An 18,370-nucleotide genomic window follows, 5' to 3' on the forward strand; every position below is an offset into this window, starting at 1 on the left:
CGGCTGGGAGACTGGCAGCGTGAGCGCCGCGAATCCTGCAGGGAACCCCGAACCGACGGAGTCGGCCCGCCTCTTCGACCGGGCCTCCGAGCTGATCCCGGGCGGGGTGAACTCACCCGTCCGCGCGTTCAACTCCGTCGGCGGCACGCCCCGGTTCATGGTCTCCGGCGAGGGCTGCCGGCTGACCGACGCCGACGGCGGCACCTACGTCGACCTCGTCTCCTCGTGGGGCCCGATGATCCTGGGCCATGCGCATCCGGCCGTCGTCGAGGCGGCCCGGACCGCGGCGTCGCACGGGCTGTCGTTCGGCACCCCGACCCCGGGCGAGATCGACCTGGCCGAGCAGATCATCGGCCGCACCCCGGTCGAGCAGGTCCGCCTGGTCAACTCCGGCACCGAGGCCACGATGAGCGCGATCCGGCTGGCCCGCGGGATCACCGGGCGCACCGTCGTCGTCAAGTTCTCCGGCTGCTACCACGGCCACGTCGACGCGCTGCTCGCCGACGCCGGCTCCGGCCTTGCGACGCTGGGCCTGCCGACCAGCCCCGGCGTCACCGGGGCGTCGGCCGCCGACACCGTCGTCATCCCCTACAACGACCTCGACGCCGTCCGGCAGGTCTTCGCCGAGCGCGGCCCCGAGATCGCCTGCGTGATCACCGAGGCGGCGGCCGGGAACATGGGCGTCGTCCCGCCGGTCGAGGGCTTCAACGCCGCGCTGCGCGACCTCTGCCACGAGAACGGCGCCCTGTTCGTCGTCGACGAGGTCATGACGGGCTTCCGCGCGTCGCGCGAGGGCTGGTACGGCGTCGACGGCGTCGCCGGGGACCTCTACACCTTCGGCAAGGTCATGTCCGGCGGGCTCCCGGCCGCGGCGTTCGGCGGCTCGCGCGAGCACATGTCGTACCTGGCCCCGGCCGGGCCCGTCTACCAGGCGGGGACGCTGTCCGGGAACCCCGTGGCCGTCGCCGCGGGCGCCACCACGCTGCGCCTCGCCGACGACGAGGTCTACGCGACCCTGCAGCGCAACGCCGACCGGATCGGTCAGATGGCCTCGGCCGCGCTGTCGAAGGAGGGTGTCCCGCACACCCTGCAGTACGCGGGCACGATGTTCTCCCCGTTCTTCACCGACACCGCGGTCACCGACTACGCGAGCGCGAAGGCCGCCGAGACCTGGCGCTACCCGGCGTTCTTCCACGCCGCGCTGGACCACGGCGTCTACCTGCCGCCGTCGGCGTTCGAGGGCTGGTTCGTCAACACCGCCTTCGACGACGACGCGTTCGCGCAGATCGAGACCGCGCTCGGTGCCGCCGCGCAGGCCGCCGCGGCCGCGACCCGCCCGGACGGTGCCTGAGCCGTGGGAGACCGTTCGACCCCGGAGCCGACAGGCCCCGTCACCGTCGTGCACCTGCTGCGCCACGGCGAGGTGCACAACCCGGAGAAGATCCTCTACGGCCGTCGTCCCGGTTTCCGGCTCTCCGACCACGGCGCGGCGCAGGCCAAGACCGTCGCCGAGTACCTGGCAGACAACGACGTCGCCGCCGTCGTCGCGTCCCCGCTGCTGCGGGCCCAGCTGACCGCGGAGCCGATCGCGGCCGAGCACGGTGTCGACATCGGCACCGACGACGGCCTGATCGAGTCCGGGAACCTGTTCGAGGGCAAGCGGTTCGCCGTCGGCGACGGCGCCCTCAAACGGCCCGAGGCCTGGCGGCTGCTGCGCGACCCGTTCACCCCGTCCTGGGGCGAGCCGTACCTGCGGATCGCGCACCGCATGCTCGGTGCGGTGCACGCCGCCCGTGCGCTCGCCCCCGGCCGCGAGGTCGTCTGCGTGTCCCATCAGCTGCCGATCTGGACGCTGCGCCGCTACCTGCTCGGGCAGCGTCTCTGGCACGACCCGCGCCGCAGGCAGTGCGCGCTGGCCTCGCTGACCAGCGTCGAGTTCACCGGCACCCGGATGACGGGCCTGCGCTACGCCGAGCCGGCCGGCCCCAGCGGCGCACTGGTGACCGGGGCATGAGACGGCTCCTGCTCCCGCTGCTGGCGGCGTTCCTGCTGGTCGCCGGGTGCGGCGTCGGCAAGGACGCCGTCGACGGCTCCGGCGGGCAGGAGTTCCGCTTCGTCGCCCCCGGCGGCCAGACCCGGATCCTCTACGACCCGCCGTCGAGCCGGCAGCCGATCTCCGACCTGCGCGGGGAGAGCCTGCTGCGGCCCGGGCAGCAGATCGGCCTGGCCGACTACCCCGGGAAGATCGTCGTGCTGAACATCTGGGGTTCCTGGTGCGGGCCGTGCCGCACCGAGGCCCCGGAGCTGCAGGCCGTGGCGAAGGCGGCCGCGAAGGACGCTGCGGTGCTGGGCATCGACGTCCGTGACGACCGCCAGGCCGCCACCGACTTCGTCACCGACCGCAACCTCGGCTACGACTCCATCTACGACGCCCCGGGCCGCACCCTGGCGCGCCTCGACGGCTATCCGCGCAACATCGTCCCGTCGACGATCGTGCTCGACCGCAGCCACCGGGTGGCGGCGGTGTTCCTGCTCCCGGTGGGCAGCTCGGACCTGCTCCCGCTGGTCCAGCGCCTGGCCCACGAGGCCCCGGCCCCCGATCAGGGCTGACGGCCCTTCTACCCTGGGAAACGATGGACGCCACGACCACCCTCGCGATGAGCGGCCCGCTGCTGCTCGCGGTGGCCGTGTCGGTGCTGGCGGGGCTGGTCAGCTTCGCCTCGCCGTGCGTCGTCCCGCTGGTGCCCGGCTACCTGGCCTATCTCGCCGGGCTGGTCGGGGCGCAGTCCCCGCCGGTCACGCCGATCGAGGCCCGCGAACGCGCCGCCGCGCGCCGCGCCCCGGCCGCCGCCGGCGCCGCGGCCTCCGACGTCCCGGCCCCCAACTCTCAGGTCCCGGACGCCCCCGCCCCGGACGTCCCCGCCCCGGCCGCTCCGGCACGGCGGGACGGTCGCTGGCGGGTCGCCGGGGCCGCGCTGCTGTTCGTCGCGGGCTTCACCGTCGTCTTCGGCGCGATCATGATCGGCGTCGTCCGGCTCTCCGACCTCCTGATCGACAACGAGACGCTGCTGCAGCGCATCGGCGGCGTCGTCATGATCGTCATGGGGCTGGCGTTCGCCGGTCTCGTCCCCGCCCTGCAGCGCGAGTACCGGCTGCACTGGACGCCGCGGGCCGGGCTGGCCGGTGCGCCGCTGCTCGGCGCGGTGTTCGGTCTGGGCTGGGTGCCCTGCATCGGCCCGACGCTGGCCGGGGTCGTCGCCGTCGCCGCCGGGACCGGGGGCGGCTCGCTGCGCGGCATCGTGCTGATCGTCGCCTACTGCGCCGGCCTGGGGATCCCGTTCGTCGTGATCGCCCTCGGTGCCGCCCGCGTCGTCGCGGCCCTGGGGTTCCTGCGCCGCCACACCCGCGCCGTCCAGCTCACCGGCGGGCTGCTGCTCGTCGTCGTCGGCGTCCTGCTCGTGTCCGGGCTGTGGAGCGAGATGCTGGTGAAGCTGCAGGTCGCCGCCGCCGGATTCACCCCGCCGATCTGATGTCCCGCCGATGAGCACCTCCCCACCCACCGCGCCGCCGCTGCCGCCCGAGACCGCCCCCGGCGGCGAGCCGCCCGCGGGCAGGCCCGGCCCCGTCCGGTCCGCGACGGCCTTCCTGCGTAACACCTGGCGCGGCCTCACGAGCATGCGCACCGCCCTGGTGCTCCTGTTCCTGCTGGCCCTGGCCGCGCTGCCCGGCGCGCTGATCCCGCAGCGCTCGCTCAACCAGCGCCTGGTCGACCAGTACTTCACCGACCACCCGTGGGCGGCCCCGGTCGTCGACGCGCTCGGTGGGTTCGAGGTGTTCGCGAGCCCCTGGTTCGCCGCGATCTACCTGCTGCTGATGATCTCGCTGGTCGGGTGCGTGCTGCCCCGCTCCGCGGAGTACTGGCGCGGGATGCGGGCGGCCCCGGTGCGCACGCCGCGCAACCTGGCCCGACTGCCGCACCACGCGTCGGGCACGCTCGCCGCACCACCCGAGCAGGTGCTGGACCGGGCCCGTGGCCTGCTGAAGGGCTGGCGGAAGGCCGAACGCGGTGGCGGCGAGGACGGCCCCGGCGACACGATCTCCGCCGAGCGCGGCTACCTGCGCGAGACCGGCAACCTGGTCTTCCACCTCAGCCTGATCGCGATCCTGGTCGGGCTGGCCGCCGGGAAGCTCTACGGCTACCAGGGCGACGTCATCGTCCGCGCCGACGGCGAGCAGTTCTGCAACAGCTCCATCCTCGGCTACGACTCGTTCCGCCCCGGGCTGCGCGTCGACGGCACCGACCTCGCCGAGTTCTGCGTGAAGGTCGACCGCTTCGACGGGACGTGGCTGCCGAACGGGCAGCCGTCGTCGTTCGCCTCGCAGATCGGCTTCCAGACCGCCGCCGACGTGCACGACGGCGCCACCGCATGGCGGCCCTACGAGCTGTCGGTGAACCATCCGCTGCGCACCGACGGCGACCGCGTCTACCTCACCGGCTACGGCTACGCGCCGCAGTTCACCGTGACCTGGCCGGACGGGCAGAAGCGCACCGGTGACATCCAGTGGCGCCCGGTGGACCAGAGCGGCACCCAGCTCGCCGAGGGCGCCACCAAGTTCGAACGGCCCGGCGTCGCGGACCCGGACGCCCGCCGGACCAGCCAGATCGCGGTCACCGGCACGTTCGCCCCGACCGGCGCGATCGACCCGCAGGGCACCCTGGTGTCGGTGCACCCCGACCTGCGCGCGCCGACCGCCGACGTGAACGTCATGCTGGGTGACCTGGGCATCGACGACGGCCGCGGACAGTCGATCTACTCGGTGGACCAGCGCAAGATCGACGACGGCGAGCTCCGCTCGGTCGCGAAGGCACGCCTGGGCATCGGGGACACCACGAGGCTCCCGGACGGCACGACCGTCCGGTTCGACGGCGTCACCCCCTGGGTGAACCTGCTGGTCGGCCACGACCCGGCCCAGGGCTGGGTGCTCGCCTCGGCGATCGTCATGCTGGCGGGGCTCACCCTGTCGCTGACGGTCAAGCGCCGCCGGTTCTGGGTCCGGGTCCGCCCGGACGGGACCGGGGGCAGCCATGTCGAGGTGGGAGGCCTGGCCCGGACCGACCGGGCCGGCTACGGCGAGGAGTTCGACCGGCTCTCCGGCGAGCTGCTCGAGACGACGAAGAAGGACGGTTGAGGGCGATGCTCGTCGATCCGGTGATGGCGCTGTGGAGCGACCGGCTCTTCCAGGCCGCGCTCGTGGTGCTGCTGATCGCGCTGGTGTTCGGTGCGCTGGAGTACGCGGCGGCCCGGGTCGCACGCGTCATGCCGGCCGCCGCGCCGGAACCGGCCGCGGTCGGCGCTTCCGGCGGCGCGGTCCCGGACGGGCCCGACACCGTGGAGGAGCCGCCGGAGACCGGCGACCGGCCGAAGCGCGCCCGCCCGGACCGCTACGGCCGGATCGGCGTCTCGCTGATGGTCCTGGCCGCGCTGCTGCACCTCGGCTCGATCGTGTTCCGCGGCCTCGCCGCGTACCGGTGGCCGCTGGGCAACATGTACGAGTTCTGCTCGGCGCTGTCGCTGATGGCCGTCGTCGGCTGGCTGGTGCTGGTGCGCAAGCACCCGTCGCTGCGCCCGGCCGGGGTGTTCGTGCTGACCCCGGTCGTGCTGCTGATGTTCCTCACCGGGACCGTGCTGTACCTGCAGGCCGCGCCGGTGCTGCCCGCGCTGCAGTCCTACTGGATCACCATTCACGTGACCACGATCACCATCGGGTCCGGTCTGCTGCTCATCCCGGGGGTCGCGAGCGTGCTGTTCATGCTCGCCCGCAACGGGAAGCCGGCCTCGTTCGCGGCGAAGCTGCCCTCGGCGGAGTCGCTCGACCGGTTGGCGTACCGGGTGACGGTGTTCGCGTTCCCGCTCTACACGTTCGGGATCATCACCGGTGCCGTGTGGGCCGAGGCGGCCTGGAACTCGTTCTGGAGCTGGGACCCCAAGGAGACGGTCGCGTTCGTCGCGTGGGTGCTCTACGCCGCCTACCTGCACGCACGCGCCACCTCGGGCTGGCGGACCTCGCGCGCGGCGTGGATCAACATCGCCGCGTTCGTCACGATCGTGTTCAACCTGTTCTTCATCAACATGGTCGTCTCGGGGATGCACTCCTACGCGGGTCTGTGACTCGTCTCGACCAGTGCGACGAGCCCGGCTAACGTCGTAGCACGTGAGCGACAACGGGACCGGCGAGCAGCCCGACGGATCGGTCGGCCGCTACGTGCGTGAGCGCTGGGGTGCGGCGGACGCGTCCGGACGGTCCTCAGGGCGCCGCCGCAGGGGCCAGGACACCGACGGACCGGCCGCGTCCACCGCGTCCACCGGCTCCGGGGCGACGCCGGAGGGCAGCGGCACCCGGCCGCCGTCCGCGGCGGAGCGGGCGGCCGCGGCCCCCGCACCCGGGCGGGCCGGGATCGGCACCGCCACCCCGCCGTCGGGATCGGCGTGGGGTGACGAGTGGGGCAGCGAGGTCCCCGAGGTCGACGACGAGCTGGTCGACGAGATCGACCCCTGCACGCCGCCGCGCGGCATCGACCTCTCGGCGGTGCAGCAGTCCCCGGACGCGGCAGCCACGGACCCCGCCGGTTCCGGGCAGAGCCACGATCAGGGTCGTGAGCAGAGCCGTGAGCACGGCCCCGGCCACGAGAACGGCTCCCGCCGCGAGAACGGTGCCGGCCGTGAGAACAGTGCCGGCCGTGAGAACGGTGCCGGCCACGAGAACGGCCCGGGTGCCCGGGTCGCCGAGCCGCCGGCGCCGCGCGCTGCGGGCCCGGGTGAGAAGCCGTCCCGCGCCGGCACGGGGGACGTCGGGCCGGACGACACCGGCCTCTACCACCCCGGCGGCTCCGCGGAGCCGTGGTGGAACACCTCCGTCCCCGACGACGACACCGGCGTCCTCTGGCGGCGCCCCGAGGCCGGTCCGGCCCCGGAGGACGCCCCGGCCTGGGCCGGTCCGCCCCGCAACGGGCGCCCGCGCGCACAGAACGGCGCCCCGCAGCAGGACACCCCGTCGGACTCGCACACTCCGGCGGACGGGCACACCCCGGAGCAGGGCGGACCGGTGAACGGCGCCGTGCCGCAGGACACCTCCGGGCACGGTCCCGCCCCGTACGACCCCGCCCCGTACGACCCGGCCCGGGACGACTCGTCGAGGCAGGATTCCGCCGGGCACGACCAGGCCCTGGGCGCCGGCGGCGTGTCCGCGGGTGCGGCGACGACCCTGGGCGCCGCAGCCGGTGGTGGCGCGGTCGCCGCGGGAGCGGCAGCACGCGGGACCGGTGACCCCGCGGGGCCCGACGCCCCTGCCCCGGAGGCCGCGGACCAGGCACCGGAGCAGTCTCCGCGCACCCGTCGTTCCGGCTGGAACACCGACGGCACCCCGCGTACACCTCCGGCGCCGCGCCCGCGCCGCACGACGCCGCCGGAGGCCCCGGAACCCCGATCCGCCCAGCACCGCCGCGGCGACGACCCGCACGCCCACGGCCTGGACCTCGCACGGTCCCGGCACCCGCACAACGCCCGCCGCGTCCCGCAGAGCGGCTGGCGCCGGTTCGTCTACGTGCTCACCCGCGGTCTGTGGAACCCGGGCGAGAGTCCCGCCGAGCTGCACCTGCGGGAGCTGGAGACGCGGGTCAAGCGGCCGCTGCCGACGTCGTACAAGATCGCGATGCTGAGCCTCAAGGGTGGCGTCGGGAAGACGACCGTCACCGCCACCCTGGGCGCGACGTTCGCCGCGCACCGGGGTGACCGGGTCGTCGCGGTCGACGCGAACCCCGACCGTGGCACGCTGAGCCAGAAGATCCCGCTGGAGACCACGGCGACCGTGCGTCACCTGCTGCGCGACGCTCCGCAGGTCCGCCGCTACACCGACGTCCGCGCCTACACCTCGCAGGGCGCGTCCAGGCTCGAGGTGCTGGCCAGCGAGCAGGACCCGGCCGTGTCAGAGGCGTTCAGCGAGGAGGACTACCGGCAGGCCCTCGACCTGCTCGAACACTTCTACAGCCTGGTGCTCACCGACTGCGGCACCGGCCTGATGCACTCCGCGATGTACGGGGTGCTGGGGCTGGCCGACCAGATCGTGATCGTCTCGTCGGGCTCGATCGACGGGGCGCGCAGCGCGTCGGCGACGCTGGACTGGCTGGACGCGCACGGCTACACGGCGCTGGTGCGCAACGCCGTCGTCGTCATCAACTCGGTGTTCCGGCGAGCCGGCGGCGGGGTCGACCTGGACCGCGTCGCGGAGCACTTCGCCGGGCGCTGCCGGGCGGTCGTGCGGGTGCCGTTCGACCCGCACCTGGAGGAGGGGGCGGAGATCGACCTCGACAGCCTCGAAGAGCCGACCCGTGCCGCGCTGCTGGAGCTGGCCGCGTCGGTGGCGGACGGGTTCCCGGTCTGAGGAGACCCGCCGGGCCGGGTGTCAGCCGCGCGGCTCCGGCGGCTCGTCCTGGTTGCGGACCCGCTCGCCGAGCTCGCGCAGGAACTCCGGGTCGTCGTCCGGGCCGGTGGCGCGGGGGCGCTCGGCGCGCTGACCCGAGGTGGGCCACGGGAGGTCCGGGCGGTACGAGGAGGCCTCCGAGGACATCTGCTCGGTCCGCAGCGTGCGAACCAGCAGTACGGCGACGACGGCGGCACCCACCAGCAAGATCAAGAACAACATCAGGCCACCTCCGCGGCCCAGACTAGCGAAGGTCACCCGTCGGGCGGGTGACGAACGGCCCGTCCCGCACGATCGTGGCGGTGACGGGCCGTCGGTGCGGCGCCGTACGACGACGCCGCGAGAGCGGTACCGAGGGTGGGCTCAGCGCATCTCGGGGGAGGCCTCGCTGGTCAGGTCGGCGAGCAGGCCGCGGACCTCGGACTCGCGGAACCGGCGGTGCCCGCCCGGGGTGCGGATGGAGCCGATCCGGCCGGCCGACGCCCAGCGGGTGACGGTCTTCGGGTCGACCCGGAACAGCGTGGCCACCTCGCCCGGGGTCAGCAGTCGCTCGGGGGCCTGCGTCGGAGCTGCCATTGGTGGTCCTCCAGGAAGTGCAGCGCGGTGGTGCCGGTGCCGCGCGGAGCGGTTGTCGCGCGGGGCGGTGCATCGCTCCGCGTTCCGGGCCATCGTGACACCACAGACCCCAGGTACTCGAACGGTTGTCCGGAGGTAAAGGGTTCTTAAAGGGCAAAACCGGCGAGCTGGCCGAACCGGACAACCGGGGAGGCATCGGGGCGATCTCGCGGCGCCGACCTGCAGATCTTCGACCGTACGCCGGGTGGCCTGCTCCGACCGTAGCAACGTCGCAGTGCTCCGGGGTGCGGCCCGCGGCCGCGTGTCCCGTCCGAAGGTAAAGGCTCCTGGGTGACGGGCCGCCGGTCCGGACGGCCCGCGCGCACCGGTCCGTACCCTGGTGGCATGTCCGCTCCGACCCCGCCGCAGGCTGCGGCCCGTGCCCGCTCGCGTGAGCCCGGGCTCGCCGCAGCGGTCGCGCTCTACACCCTGGCCCGGGTCGCGCTGGTCGCGGTCATCGCGCTCGTCCTGGTGCTCGCCGGGGTGCCGGCGCTGGTCGCGCTGCTCGTCGCGCTCGTCGTCGCGTTGCCGCTGTCGATGGTGCTCTTCCGCGGCCTGCGGGCGCGGATGGAGACGGCCGTCGCACAGGCCACGGCCCGGCGCTCGGCCGAGCGGGCGTCGCTGCGGGCCCAGCTGCGTGGCGACGCCGAGCCATCGGCCGGCACGTCGCCCGATGGTGCGGCCGGCTCCTCGGGTGAAGGTTCCGCGCCCGCCTCAGCCGAGGGCGAGACCGACGCCGGTGAGCACCGACCAGGCCAGTAGCAGCAGGCCGGTGTCGCGCAGGACCGGGATCAGTGCCGGGCCCTCCGCGCCGCCGAGCACGGTCCGCACCGGACGGACTGCCACCGGGATCGCGAGCAGGGCCAGCAGCGCCCCGATCCGGTCGAACGAGGCCCCCACCGCCAGCACGAACGGCACCGCCGCGAGCAGCAGGTAGAGCGTGCGGGTGCCGCGCTCGCCCAGCCGTACGGCCAGGGTCCGCTTCCCGACGACGCGGTCGCCGGGGATGTCGCGCAGGTTGTTCGCGACGAGCACGGCGCAGCACAGGAGCCCGACGCCGACCGCGCCGGCGACCGCCTCGGCATCGACCGTCCCGGCCTGGGTGAGCATCGTGCCGAGTACGGCGACGGGGCCGAAGAACACGAACACCGCGACCTCGCCGAGGCCGGCGTAGCCGTAGGGGCGTGCGCCGCCGGTGTAGTACCAGGCACCGACGATGCAGACCGCGCCGACGGCGATCAGCCACCACTGCCCGGACAGTGCCGTCAGTACGAGCCCGGCGACGGCGGCGACCCCGAAGCAGCCGAACGCGGCGTACTTCACCAGCGACGGCGACGCGGCGCGGGAGCCGACCAGTCGCTGCGGCCCGACGCGGTCGTCGTCGGTGCCGCGGATGCCGTCGGAGTAGTCGTTCGCGAAGTTGACGCCGATCACCAGCGCGACCGCGACGACGAGCGCGAGCAGTGCGGCTCCGGGGGCGACGACGCCGGCGCCGATCGCGGCGCCGGTTCCGACGAGTACGGGTGAGATCGCGGTGGGGAGGGTGCGCGGACGCGCCCCCTCGACCCACTCCGCCAGGGTGGCCACGCCCTCGAATCTAGCTCGCGGGGCGGTGTGTCCGGGCACACGCCGCCGCACCAGGTGCGACGACGTGTGCCCGGCTCGGGGGCGAAATGGGTGGTCAGGAGGCGCTGGACTGGGCGCGCTGCGCCGAACCCGGCTGGATCCGCGGGGCCGCCTGCTGCTCGCCGGCGGGGGTGTTCGCGGGGGACTGCGCGGGGCTCGTCGCGGGTGCCGGAGCAGCCGTCGCCGGAGCCGGTGCCGGAGCCGGAGTGGCGGAAGCCGCCGGGGCCGGAGTGGCGGAAGTCGCCGGGGCCGGGGCGGCCGCACCGCAGGCCGGCAGGTCGGCGGGCAGCTCGCGGACCGCGGAGGCCCGGACGTACTGCTTGTCGCCGATCTGTACGTAGCGCTGCGCCCCGGTGCCCTGCACGCACTCCAGCGGCACGTCCGCGGAGTCCGCCGCCATCCCGACGACCGATGCCCCGGTCCTCGGTGCGGACAGGATCGGCACGTCCGGCGAGCCCTCGGCGCGAATCGCCGACAGCCGCCGGCTCCCCGTCCAGAGGTAGTCGACCTGGACCTGGGAGTTGTTCTTCAGCCCCAGCGCGTCCCAGAAGATCCCGTCACCGAGGTCGATGCCGGCCGGGTTGGCGGGCTTGCGGCCGAACTGGTCGCGGCCGCCGTTGTGCCCGTCGCGGTAGGCGGCGGAGGCCTGCGGCATGCCCTGCGGCAGGTCGGCGAAGCGCTCGCGCGTGCGGCCCGCGTTCCAGTAGTCGTCCTGGGTGTTCCACGGCCCGATGTCCCAGACCGGGGCGAACGCGCAGCGTCCGTTCGGGGCGCAGATCTTGACCGAGTAGTCGCTCTTGCCGTCGGCGGAGAGCGCGCGGCGCGAGGGCAGCGCGACGAAGCGGTCCCGATCGGTGATCCGGTGTCCGTTGGCGGTGGTGCCGCCGACGAGGCCCTCGCGGGTGGCGAAGACCGAGAAGCTTCGTGACGCCGACTCGGTGTCGGGCACCGCCTCGGCCAGCGAGGCGGGGGCGGCGCTCAGCGTCACCGAGTGCACCGTCGGCGCGGGGCCGCCGGTCGAGGTCAGCACCAGCCGGCCCTGCACCTCGCGCGACGCGACGGGCAGCTCGGCCCGCGCCGGGCTCGCCGGGCCGGTGGAGGCCGCGGGGATCCACTCGGTCCAGGCACCGTCGGCGCGGCGGCCGCGGACGTCGACCGTGGCGGTGGAGCCGGGCGGCAGGTCGGCGTCGAGCGTGGAGTCGATCTCGCGGGTCGGTGCGTCGAGGTCGCGGGCGGGCAGCGTCAGCAGGCCGGTCGGCACGACGTTGGACGGGTCGGCCGAGCTCTCGGTGTCCCCGTTGGCGTCCGAGGCCGGCGCGCCGTGCGCGGTGCCCCGGTCGAACCGGGCGGAGCCGTCACCGACGACGATCCCGGTCCCCTCGCCCTTCGCCAGGTCCGGCTGCCAGGTGGTGTCCGGCTCGGCGGCACCCGCCACCGGAACCACCGCGGCCGCACAGAGTGCACCGGTCGCGGCCAGCAGGCCGATGCCCCGCAGACCGGCCCGCGTCATCCTGCGCATCTCCACAACCCCCGCGCTCGCTGTGACTCGTGTGACGACTGCGATTCAGGAGAACCGTGTGTCGGCAGTGGCAGAAGCACACTCGATGTACGGGCGGGGCGCAACGCACGCAGCGTGAACCGACCCCATGGTGTGTACGTCCGGTTCACCGCTCCGAGTGGTGACGGGTGAGGTCAGGTGACGTAGTCGTCGCGCAGAGCGACGAACCGCAGCTCAGGACGACGCTCGGTGACCGTTCGCGGCGGGCTCGCGGACCTTTGCGAGCAGCTCCGTGACCGCGGTCCGGTCCGGCTTCCCGATACCCCGCTCGGGCACCGCGTCGGCCCGGTGCAGCAGCCGCGGGACGGCGGCGCGGCCGCACGCGGAGCGGACGGCGTCGCGCAGGGTCTCCTCGGGGGCATCCCCGACGACCAGCGCGGCGACGATCTGGCCCCACTCGTCGTCGGGCAGGCCGACGGCGCAGGCCCCGCGCACGCCGGGCACGGCCAGCAGGGCCCGCTCCACCGCGGCCGGGGCGACCTTCTCCCCGCCGGTGTTGACGACGTCGTCGGCCCGGCCGAGCACGGTCAGCGTCCCGTCCGCGGAGACCGCGCCCAGGTCGCTGGTGCGGAAGCCGTCGGCGGTGAACGCTTCGGCCGTCGCCGCCGGGTCGCCCAGGTAGCCGGCTGCGACGACAGGGCCGCCGAGCACGATCCGGCCCGCTGCGGGGTCGTCGCCGTCGAGGGTGACGGTGACGCCGTCGAGCGGGACGCCGTCGTAGACGCAGCCGCCGCAGGTCTCGCTCATGCCGTAGGTGGTGACGATCCGGATCCCGGCGTCGAGGGCGCGGGCGTGCAGGCCGGGGTCGAGCGCGGCGCCGCCGACCAGGACGCCGTCGTAGCCGGCCAGCGCGTACAGCGGTGCGCTGCCGTGGTCGAGGATCCGGGCGAGCTGGGTCGGGACGAGGCTGGTGTAGCGGCGCTCGCCGTGCGCGAGCCGTCCGGTGGCGCGGGCGAAGCCCTCGGGCCGGAAGCCCTCGCGGACGTCCTGCACGACCGGTGGGCGTCCGGCCAGCAGCGAGCGCAGGATCACCTGGACGCCCGCGACGTGCTCGGCCGGCAGCGGCAGCACCCACGTCCCCGGCCCGCCGAGCCGGTCCTCGGTCGCCCGGGCCGACGCCCGCAGCGCGTCCGCGGTCAGCCCGACGTGCTTGGGCTCCCCGGTCGACCCCGAGGTGGCGACGACGACGGCCAGACCCTCCGGCAACCCGTCTGCCGCGGCTCGGACGACCGGCTCGGGCAGCGGCGGTTCGGCGTCGGGGTCGGGGCCGGTGATCCCGTCCGGGGCGGCGGTGCCGTCGGCGACCCGCACCGGGACGACGGCGGGGCCCCCGTCCAGAGCGGCCTCCAGGGCCGTGACCAGCTTCGCCACCGACTCGAGTGAGCCGTCCACCCCGACCGTCCGCACGCCGTCCTGCATGGGGATCAGCCTGCCACCCGCGCGGTGACCACTCACGCCGCGCCTGCCCGCACGAGCCCGGCCGTGCGTCGCGTGATCACGAATCGGGTGGGATCCCGGCCAACGGTGGCCGCATCCCTTCCAGAATCGTGATCACCCGCGTTCCGCGGAACGCGCTGCGGGGACGAGGCCCGGCGATGCCTCAGCGGGTGAGACGTTCCCGCCGCTCCGGGCTGCTCGCAGGTGGTGGCCGTGACCGCAAGTCGACACGGCGCATTCATCAGATGTGTCGAATGCGGGACGGGATCGGCAACGGCGTCGCCGCGCTGAGCGACAGTCCTCGTGAGAGCGGCGGCGCACGGCCGGCGTTCCACGGCGACGTGAGGAGTTCCCCATGACTGCGCCGACCACCGCGTCCACCGGGACCGCCGACGACACCACCCCCGCCCTGCGGGCCGTCCCCGAGATCACCGACGCGCCCGAGGTGCCGGCCCAGCGCACCCACCGCGGCGCCGTCCGGGGCCACCGCGCCGCCGCCGGTGAGCTGGCCGCGCTCGCATTCCAGCCGGTCGTGGCGCTGGTCCCGGTCTCGCGCCGGGTCGGCGCGGCGCCGGTCCCGCAGCCGCGTCCCGCACAGGACTGAGCCCGCCGCCGCGCGGCGAACCCTCGCCGCGCGGCGACCGCTCAGTGCTGGCGGGCGGCTCAGTAGTGCCAGGGAAAGGGCGACCAGTCCGGCTCGCGCTTCTCCAGGAACGAGTCCTTGCCCTCGATGGCCTCGTCGGTCATGTACGCCAGCCGTGTCGCCTCACCGGCGAACAGCTGCTGGCCGACCAGGCCGTCGTCGATCAGGTTGAACGCGTACTTCAGCATCCGCTGCGCCTGCGGCGACTTGCCGTTGATCTCCCGCGCCCACTGCAGCGCGACGTTCTCCAGCTCCGCGTGCGGCACGACCTCGTTCACCGCGCCCATGTGGTGCATCTGCTCGGCCGTGTAGGTCCGGCCCAGGAAGAAGATCTCCCGGGCGAACTTCTGCCCGACCTGGCGCGCCAGGTAGGCCGAGCCGAAACCGCCGTCGAACGAGCCCACGTCGGCGTCGGTCTGCTTGAACCGCGCGTGCTCGGCCGAGGCAAGCGTCAGGTCCGCGACGGCGTGCAGCGAGTGCCCGCCCCCGGCCGCCCACCCGTTCACCACGGCGATCACGACCTTCGGCATGAAGCGGATCAGCCGCTGGCACTCCAGGATGTGCAGCCGACCCGCGCGGCCCTTCTCCACGGTCTCGGCGGTCTCCCCGGACGCGTACTGGTAGCCCGTGCGCCCGCGGATCCGCTGGTCACCGCCGGAGCAGAACGAGCGCTTGCCGTCCTTCGGCGACGGCCCGTTGCCGGTCAGCAGGACGGCGCCCACGTCGGCGGTGGTCCGGGCGTGCTCCAGTGCGGTGAACAGCTCGTCGACGGTGCCGGGGCGGAACGCGTTGAGCACCTCGGGGCGGTCGAACGCGATCCGCACGGCGCCGGTGTCGACGGCGCGGTGGTAGGTGATGTCGGTGAAGTCGAACCCCTCCACCGGCTTCCACGCGTCGGGGTCGAAGATCTCGGAGACGGCCATGTGCCGACCCTAGAGTCCGGGCTCACCGACGCTCACCGCGTGGTGTCCCGGTCACACATCCATCCTGGTACGGACCGCGACCGTGGGGGGCGCCGGTATCCCGGGGTAGCGTCGAGCCCGCCCCGAGCTGCCGATAAGGAGTACGTGTGAGCACGGACAGCGCTGCGCGCCCCACCACCTCGAGCGCCACCGCGTACCGGGCCCTGGAGAACGACCTGCGTGCCGCGATCGGCGGCGAGGTCCGGTTCGACGCGGGCAGCCGCGCGATGTGGTCCGCGGACGCGTCGAACTACCGGGGGATCCCGATCGGTGTGATCGCCCCGCGCGACGCCGGCGACGTCGAGGCCGCCGTGGCGGTCTGCCGTGCCCACGACGTGCCGGTGCTCCCGCTCGGCTCGCGGACCTCGATCGCGGGGCAGTCGGTGAACACTGCCGTCGCGTTCGACCTCAAGACCCACATGGACGGGATCCTCGAGATCGACCCGGACGCGCGCACCGCGACCGTCCAGCCCGGCGCGGTCTGCGACGCCGTCCGCAACGCAGGCAAGCCGCACGGCCTCACGTTCGGCCCGGACCCGTCGACGCACAACCGCTGCACGATCGGCGGGATGATCGGCAACAACGCCTGCGGCTCGCACTCGGTGGCCTGGGGCAAGACCGTCGACAACGTCCGCTCGCTCGACGTCCTCACCTACCGCGGCGAGCGGCTCACCCTCGGCGGCGACGGCACCGAGACCGGCACCATCCCGGACGCGCTGCGCGCACTCGGCACCCGGCTCGCGCCGGACGTCGAGCGCGGCTTCCCGGACCTGACCCGCCGCGTCTCCGGCTACAACCTCGACCAGCTGCTCCCCGGGAACGTGAACCTGGCGAAGGCGCTGGTCGGCACCGAGGGCACCTGCGCCACGATCCTCTCGGCGACGGTCGACCTGGTCGAGTCCCCGCCGGCCCGCGCGCTGGCCGTGCTCGGCTTCCCGGACGCCTACCACGCCGCGGACAACGTGATGATCGTCCGCGAGCACTCGCCGCTGACCATCGAGGGCATGGACGCCGGCCTGATCGCGTCGCTGAGGGCGTTGCGCCCCAACGAGACCGCCAGCCGGATGCTGCCCGAGGGCAAGGGCTGGCTCTACATCGAGACCGGCGGCGCCGACCGCGGCGAGGCCGAGGCCGCCGCGCAGGCCGTCGCCGACGCGATGAAGGCCTACACCACCGGCGCCGTCGTCGTCTCCGAGCCGAAGGAGATGGCCGCGCTCTGGAAGATCCGCGAGGAGGGTGCAGGCCTGCTCACCCGGTCCCCGGAGGGCGGCGAGGCCTGGCCGGGCTGGGAGGACGCCGCCGTCCCGCCGGAGCGCTTCGGCGCCTACCTGCGCGAGTTCGACAAGGTGCTGGAGCGCCACGGCCGCAAGGGCATCTACTACGGCCACTTCGGCGACGGCTGCCTGCACGTCCGGATCGACTTCGACCTGCTCAGCAAGGCCGGGGTGCAGAACTTCCGGGACTTCATGACCGACGCCGCCGACGTCGTCGTCGAGCACGGCGGGTCGCTGTCCGGTGAGCACGGCGACGGCCAGGCCCGCGCCGAGCTGCTCCCGCGGATGTACCCGCCGGAGATCATCGCCGGGTTCGAGCGGTTCAAGGAGATCTGGGACCCGGACGACCGGATGAACCCCGGCCGCGTCGTCAACCCGGCGACGATGGACGAGAACCTGCGCGTCCAGCTGGGCATGCCCACCATGCCCGACGAGCCGATCCTCGCCTTCGGCCACGACCGTGGCTCCTTCCACCGCGCCACCCGCCGCTGCCTCGGCGTCGGCAAGTGCGCGGTCGACACCGGCTCGGGCGTCATGTGCCCCAGCTGGAACGTCACCCAGGAGGAGAAGTACTCCACCCGCGGCCGCGCCCGGCTGCTGTTCGAGATGGCCAACGGCGAGGTCATCACCGACGGCTGGCAGTCCGACGAGGTCGCCGAGTCGCTGGATCTGTGCCTGTCCTGCAAGGGATGCAAGTCCGACTGCCCGGTCGGCGTGGACATGGCGGCGTACAAGACCGAGTTTCTGGCGCACCGGTTCAAGAACAAGCTGCGCCCGCGCAACCACTACTCGATGGGTGCGCTGCCGCGCTGGATGCGGATCGTCGGGGCGCTGCCCGCCGTCGCCGTCGACGGGATCAACAAGCTCTCGCAGGTGCCGCTGCTGGCGAAGGTCGCCAAGAAGGCCGGCGGCATCGACCCGCAGCGCGCCATCCCGCCGATCGCGCGGGAGACCTACACGTCCCGGGCCAAGCGCGGCGAGATGACCTCCGCGGTGCCGGACCTGGGCATCGCGCCCGGCAGCCGCGGCAGGCTGATGCTGTGGACCGACACGTTCACCGACCACTTCGACCCGGACATCGCCGCCGACGCCGTCGCCGTGCTCACCGCGCTCGGCTACCGCGTCGAGCTGCCGCCCGGCAACGTCTGCTGCGGCCTGACCTGGGTCTCGACCGGTCAGGTCACCGCGGCCCGGCGGGTGCTGGCGCGCAGCCTCAACCGGATCGGCCCCGCGCTCGACGCCGGCGTCCCCGTCGTCGGGCTGGAACCGTCCTGCACCGCCGCACTGCGTTCCGACGCCGCCGAGCTGCTGCCCGACGACCCACGGGTGAAGCTGCTGTCCCAGCAGGTGTCGACGTTCGCCGAGCTGCTCGCCCGGCACACCGACGAGCTGGCCGTCGCCGCCGGTTCGGGCAACGGCGAGGTGCTCGTCCAGGTGCACTGCCACCAGCACGCCGAGCTGGGCAGCGAGCCCGACCGGGCGGTGCTCTCGGCGCTGGGCGTCGACGCGACCGTGCTCGATTCGGGCTGCTGCGGCCTGGCCGGCAACTTCGGCTTCGAGGACGGGCACTACGACGTCTCGATGGCGTGCGCCGAGCGGGCCCTGCTGCCCGCGCTGCGTTCCGCGGAACCGGCCGTCGACCTGCTGGCCGACGGCTACTCCTGCCGCACCCAGGTGCGTCAGGCGGGGGAGCGGGAGCCGGTGCACCTGGCGCAGATCGCGGTCAGGGCGTTGCGCGGAACACCGGCACGCATGCCGGGCCGCACGGCCGGGTAGA

The 18,370-nt window shown here is 74.1% G+C and carries 16 protein-coding genes; 10 read left to right on the forward strand and 6 right to left on the reverse strand.

The window, feature by feature from the left end; translation table 11 throughout:
- The first annotated feature begins 19 nt into the window (after positions 1-19).
- Genes hemL through ACLE50_RS02685 form a run of 7 tightly spaced genes read left to right on the forward strand, consistent with a single transcriptional unit; the run spans position 20 to position 8,439 of the window.
- A complete protein-coding gene (gene hemL / locus ACLE50_RS02655; protein WP_410941718.1) occupies positions 20-1,351 on the forward strand; it encodes a glutamate-1-semialdehyde 2,1-aminomutase in 1,332 nt (443 codons plus the stop codon).
- A gap of 3 nt (positions 1,352-1,354) precedes the next feature.
- The gene (locus tag ACLE50_RS02660) at positions 1,355-2,014 is read left to right on the forward strand and encodes a histidine phosphatase family protein (RefSeq protein ID WP_410941719.1); all 660 of its coding nucleotides are present in this window, start codon (positions 1,355-1,357) and stop codon (positions 2,012-2,014) included.
- Positions 2,011-2,610 (forward strand): TlpA family protein disulfide reductase, encoded by a 600-nt coding sequence (locus tag ACLE50_RS02665; RefSeq protein WP_410941720.1) that lies wholly within the window; start codon positions 2,011-2,013, stop codon positions 2,608-2,610. Before ACLE50_RS02660 ends, ACLE50_RS02665 begins: the two co-directional genes overlap by 4 nt.
- A 23-nt stretch (positions 2,611-2,633) precedes the next feature.
- A complete protein-coding gene (locus tag ACLE50_RS02670; protein WP_410941721.1) occupies positions 2,634-3,530 on the forward strand; it encodes a cytochrome c biogenesis CcdA family protein in 897 nt (298 codons plus the stop codon).
- A gap of 10 nt (positions 3,531-3,540) precedes the next feature.
- On the forward strand, positions 3,541-5,190 hold the full coding sequence (gene resB / locus ACLE50_RS02675; protein ID WP_410941722.1) for a cytochrome c biogenesis protein ResB: 1,650 nt from the start codon (positions 3,541-3,543) through the stop codon (positions 5,188-5,190).
- 5 nt (positions 5,191-5,195) lie between these two features.
- Complete coding sequence (gene ccsB / locus ACLE50_RS02680; RefSeq protein WP_410941723.1) at positions 5,196-6,170, forward strand: c-type cytochrome biogenesis protein CcsB; 975 nt, start codon at positions 5,196-5,198, stop codon at positions 6,168-6,170.
- 43 nt (positions 6,171-6,213) lie between these two features.
- Entirely contained in the window at positions 6,214-8,439 is a 2,226-nt protein-coding gene (locus ACLE50_RS02685) for a nucleotide-binding protein (RefSeq protein WP_410941724.1), read from the forward strand.
- 21 nt (positions 8,440-8,460) lie between these two features.
- Here ACLE50_RS02685 and ACLE50_RS02690 read toward each other — a convergent pair whose 3' ends face one another.
- Both ACLE50_RS02690 and ACLE50_RS02695 read right to left on the reverse strand, forming a co-directional pair.
- Positions 8,461-8,700, reverse strand: a complete 240-nt coding sequence (locus ACLE50_RS02690) for a hypothetical protein (RefSeq protein ID WP_410941725.1) — start codon at positions 8,698-8,700, stop codon at positions 8,461-8,463.
- Positions 8,701-8,841: 141 nt separating this feature from the next.
- Positions 8,842-9,054 (reverse strand): BldC family transcriptional regulator, encoded by a 213-nt coding sequence (locus ACLE50_RS02695; RefSeq protein WP_410941726.1) that lies wholly within the window; start codon positions 9,052-9,054, stop codon positions 8,842-8,844.
- Between the two features lie 384 nt (positions 9,055-9,438).
- Here ACLE50_RS02695 and ACLE50_RS02700 point away from each other — a divergent pair, with 384 nt between their 5' ends.
- Positions 9,439-9,855, forward strand: a complete 417-nt coding sequence (locus ACLE50_RS02700) for a DUF4229 domain-containing protein (protein WP_410941727.1) — start codon at positions 9,439-9,441, stop codon at positions 9,853-9,855.
- On the opposite strand, the gene ACLE50_RS02705 is transcribed toward ACLE50_RS02700, so the two are convergent.
- The 3 genes from ACLE50_RS02705 to menE all read right to left on the reverse strand — a co-directional run bounded on the left by ACLE50_RS02705 (position 9,808) and on the right by menE (position 13,696).
- Positions 9,808-10,680, reverse strand: a complete 873-nt coding sequence (locus tag ACLE50_RS02705) for a 1,4-dihydroxy-2-naphthoate polyprenyltransferase (protein WP_410941728.1) — start codon at positions 10,678-10,680, stop codon at positions 9,808-9,810. The genes ACLE50_RS02700 and ACLE50_RS02705 overlap by 48 nt on opposite strands.
- A gap of 94 nt (positions 10,681-10,774) precedes the next feature.
- On the reverse strand, positions 10,775-12,238 hold the full coding sequence (locus tag ACLE50_RS02710; RefSeq protein ID WP_410941729.1) for a hypothetical protein: 1,464 nt from the start codon (positions 12,236-12,238) through the stop codon (positions 10,775-10,777).
- Between the two features lie 213 nt (positions 12,239-12,451).
- Positions 12,452-13,696 (reverse strand): o-succinylbenzoate--CoA ligase, encoded by a 1,245-nt coding sequence (menE, locus tag ACLE50_RS02715; RefSeq protein WP_410941730.1) that lies wholly within the window; start codon positions 13,694-13,696, stop codon positions 12,452-12,454.
- Between the two features lie 373 nt (positions 13,697-14,069).
- On the opposite strand from menE, the gene ACLE50_RS02720 reads away from it, so the two are divergent.
- Positions 14,070-14,318, forward strand: coding sequence for a hypothetical protein (locus ACLE50_RS02720; RefSeq protein WP_410941731.1), 249 nt, complete (start codon positions 14,070-14,072; stop codon positions 14,316-14,318).
- 59 nt (positions 14,319-14,377) lie between these two features.
- Here the strand turns inward: ACLE50_RS02720 and ACLE50_RS02725 are convergent, their stop codons facing one another.
- On the reverse strand, positions 14,378-15,280 hold the full coding sequence (locus tag ACLE50_RS02725; protein WP_410941732.1) for a 1,4-dihydroxy-2-naphthoyl-CoA synthase: 903 nt from the start codon (positions 15,278-15,280) through the stop codon (positions 14,378-14,380).
- Between the two features lie 146 nt (positions 15,281-15,426).
- Here ACLE50_RS02725 and ACLE50_RS02730 point away from each other — a divergent pair, with 146 nt between their 5' ends.
- Complete coding sequence (locus ACLE50_RS02730) at positions 15,427-18,369, forward strand: FAD-binding and (Fe-S)-binding domain-containing protein (RefSeq protein WP_410941733.1); 2,943 nt, start codon at positions 15,427-15,429, stop codon at positions 18,367-18,369.
- Position 18,370 lies beyond the last annotated feature (1 nt).

This window comes from Pseudonocardia phyllosphaerae (assembly GCF_046546475.1).
GTDB classification, from domain to species: Bacteria; Actinomycetota; Actinomycetes; order Mycobacteriales; family Pseudonocardiaceae; genus Pseudonocardia; species Pseudonocardia phyllosphaerae.

Excerpts from the sequence above, each read along its gene's own strand:
- ACLE50_RS02665 (WP_410941720.1), top strand. The coding sequence starts at position 2,011 with ATGAGACGGCTCCTGCTCCCGCTGCTGGCGGCGTTCCTGCTGGTCGCC.
- ACLE50_RS02670 (WP_410941721.1), top strand. The coding sequence starts at position 2,634 with ATGGACGCCACGACCACCCTCGCGATGAGCGGCCCGCTGCTGCTCGCG.
- resB (WP_410941722.1), top strand. The coding sequence starts at position 3,541 with ATGAGCACCTCCCCACCCACCGCGCCGCCGCTGCCGCCCGAGACCGCC.
- ccsB (WP_410941723.1), top strand. The coding sequence starts at position 5,196 with ATGCTCGTCGATCCGGTGATGGCGCTGTGGAGCGACCGGCTCTTCCAG.
- ACLE50_RS02690 (WP_410941725.1), bottom strand. The coding sequence starts at position 8,700 with ATGTTGTTCTTGATCTTGCTGGTGGGTGCCGCCGTCGTCGCCGTACTG.
- ACLE50_RS02695 (WP_410941726.1), bottom strand. The coding sequence starts at position 9,054 with ATGGCAGCTCCGACGCAGGCCCCCGAGCGACTGCTGACCCCGGGCGAG.
- ACLE50_RS02700 (WP_410941727.1), top strand. The coding sequence starts at position 9,439 with ATGTCCGCTCCGACCCCGCCGCAGGCTGCGGCCCGTGCCCGCTCGCGT.
- ACLE50_RS02710 (WP_410941729.1), bottom strand. The coding sequence starts at position 12,238 with ATGCGCAGGATGACGCGGGCCGGTCTGCGGGGCATCGGCCTGCTGGCC.
- menE (WP_410941730.1), bottom strand. The coding sequence starts at position 13,696 with ATGCAGGACGGCGTGCGGACGGTCGGGGTGGACGGCTCACTCGAGTCG.
- ACLE50_RS02720 (WP_410941731.1), top strand. The coding sequence starts at position 14,070 with ATGACTGCGCCGACCACCGCGTCCACCGGGACCGCCGACGACACCACC.
- ACLE50_RS02725 (WP_410941732.1), bottom strand. The coding sequence starts at position 15,280 with ATGGCCGTCTCCGAGATCTTCGACCCCGACGCGTGGAAGCCGGTGGAG.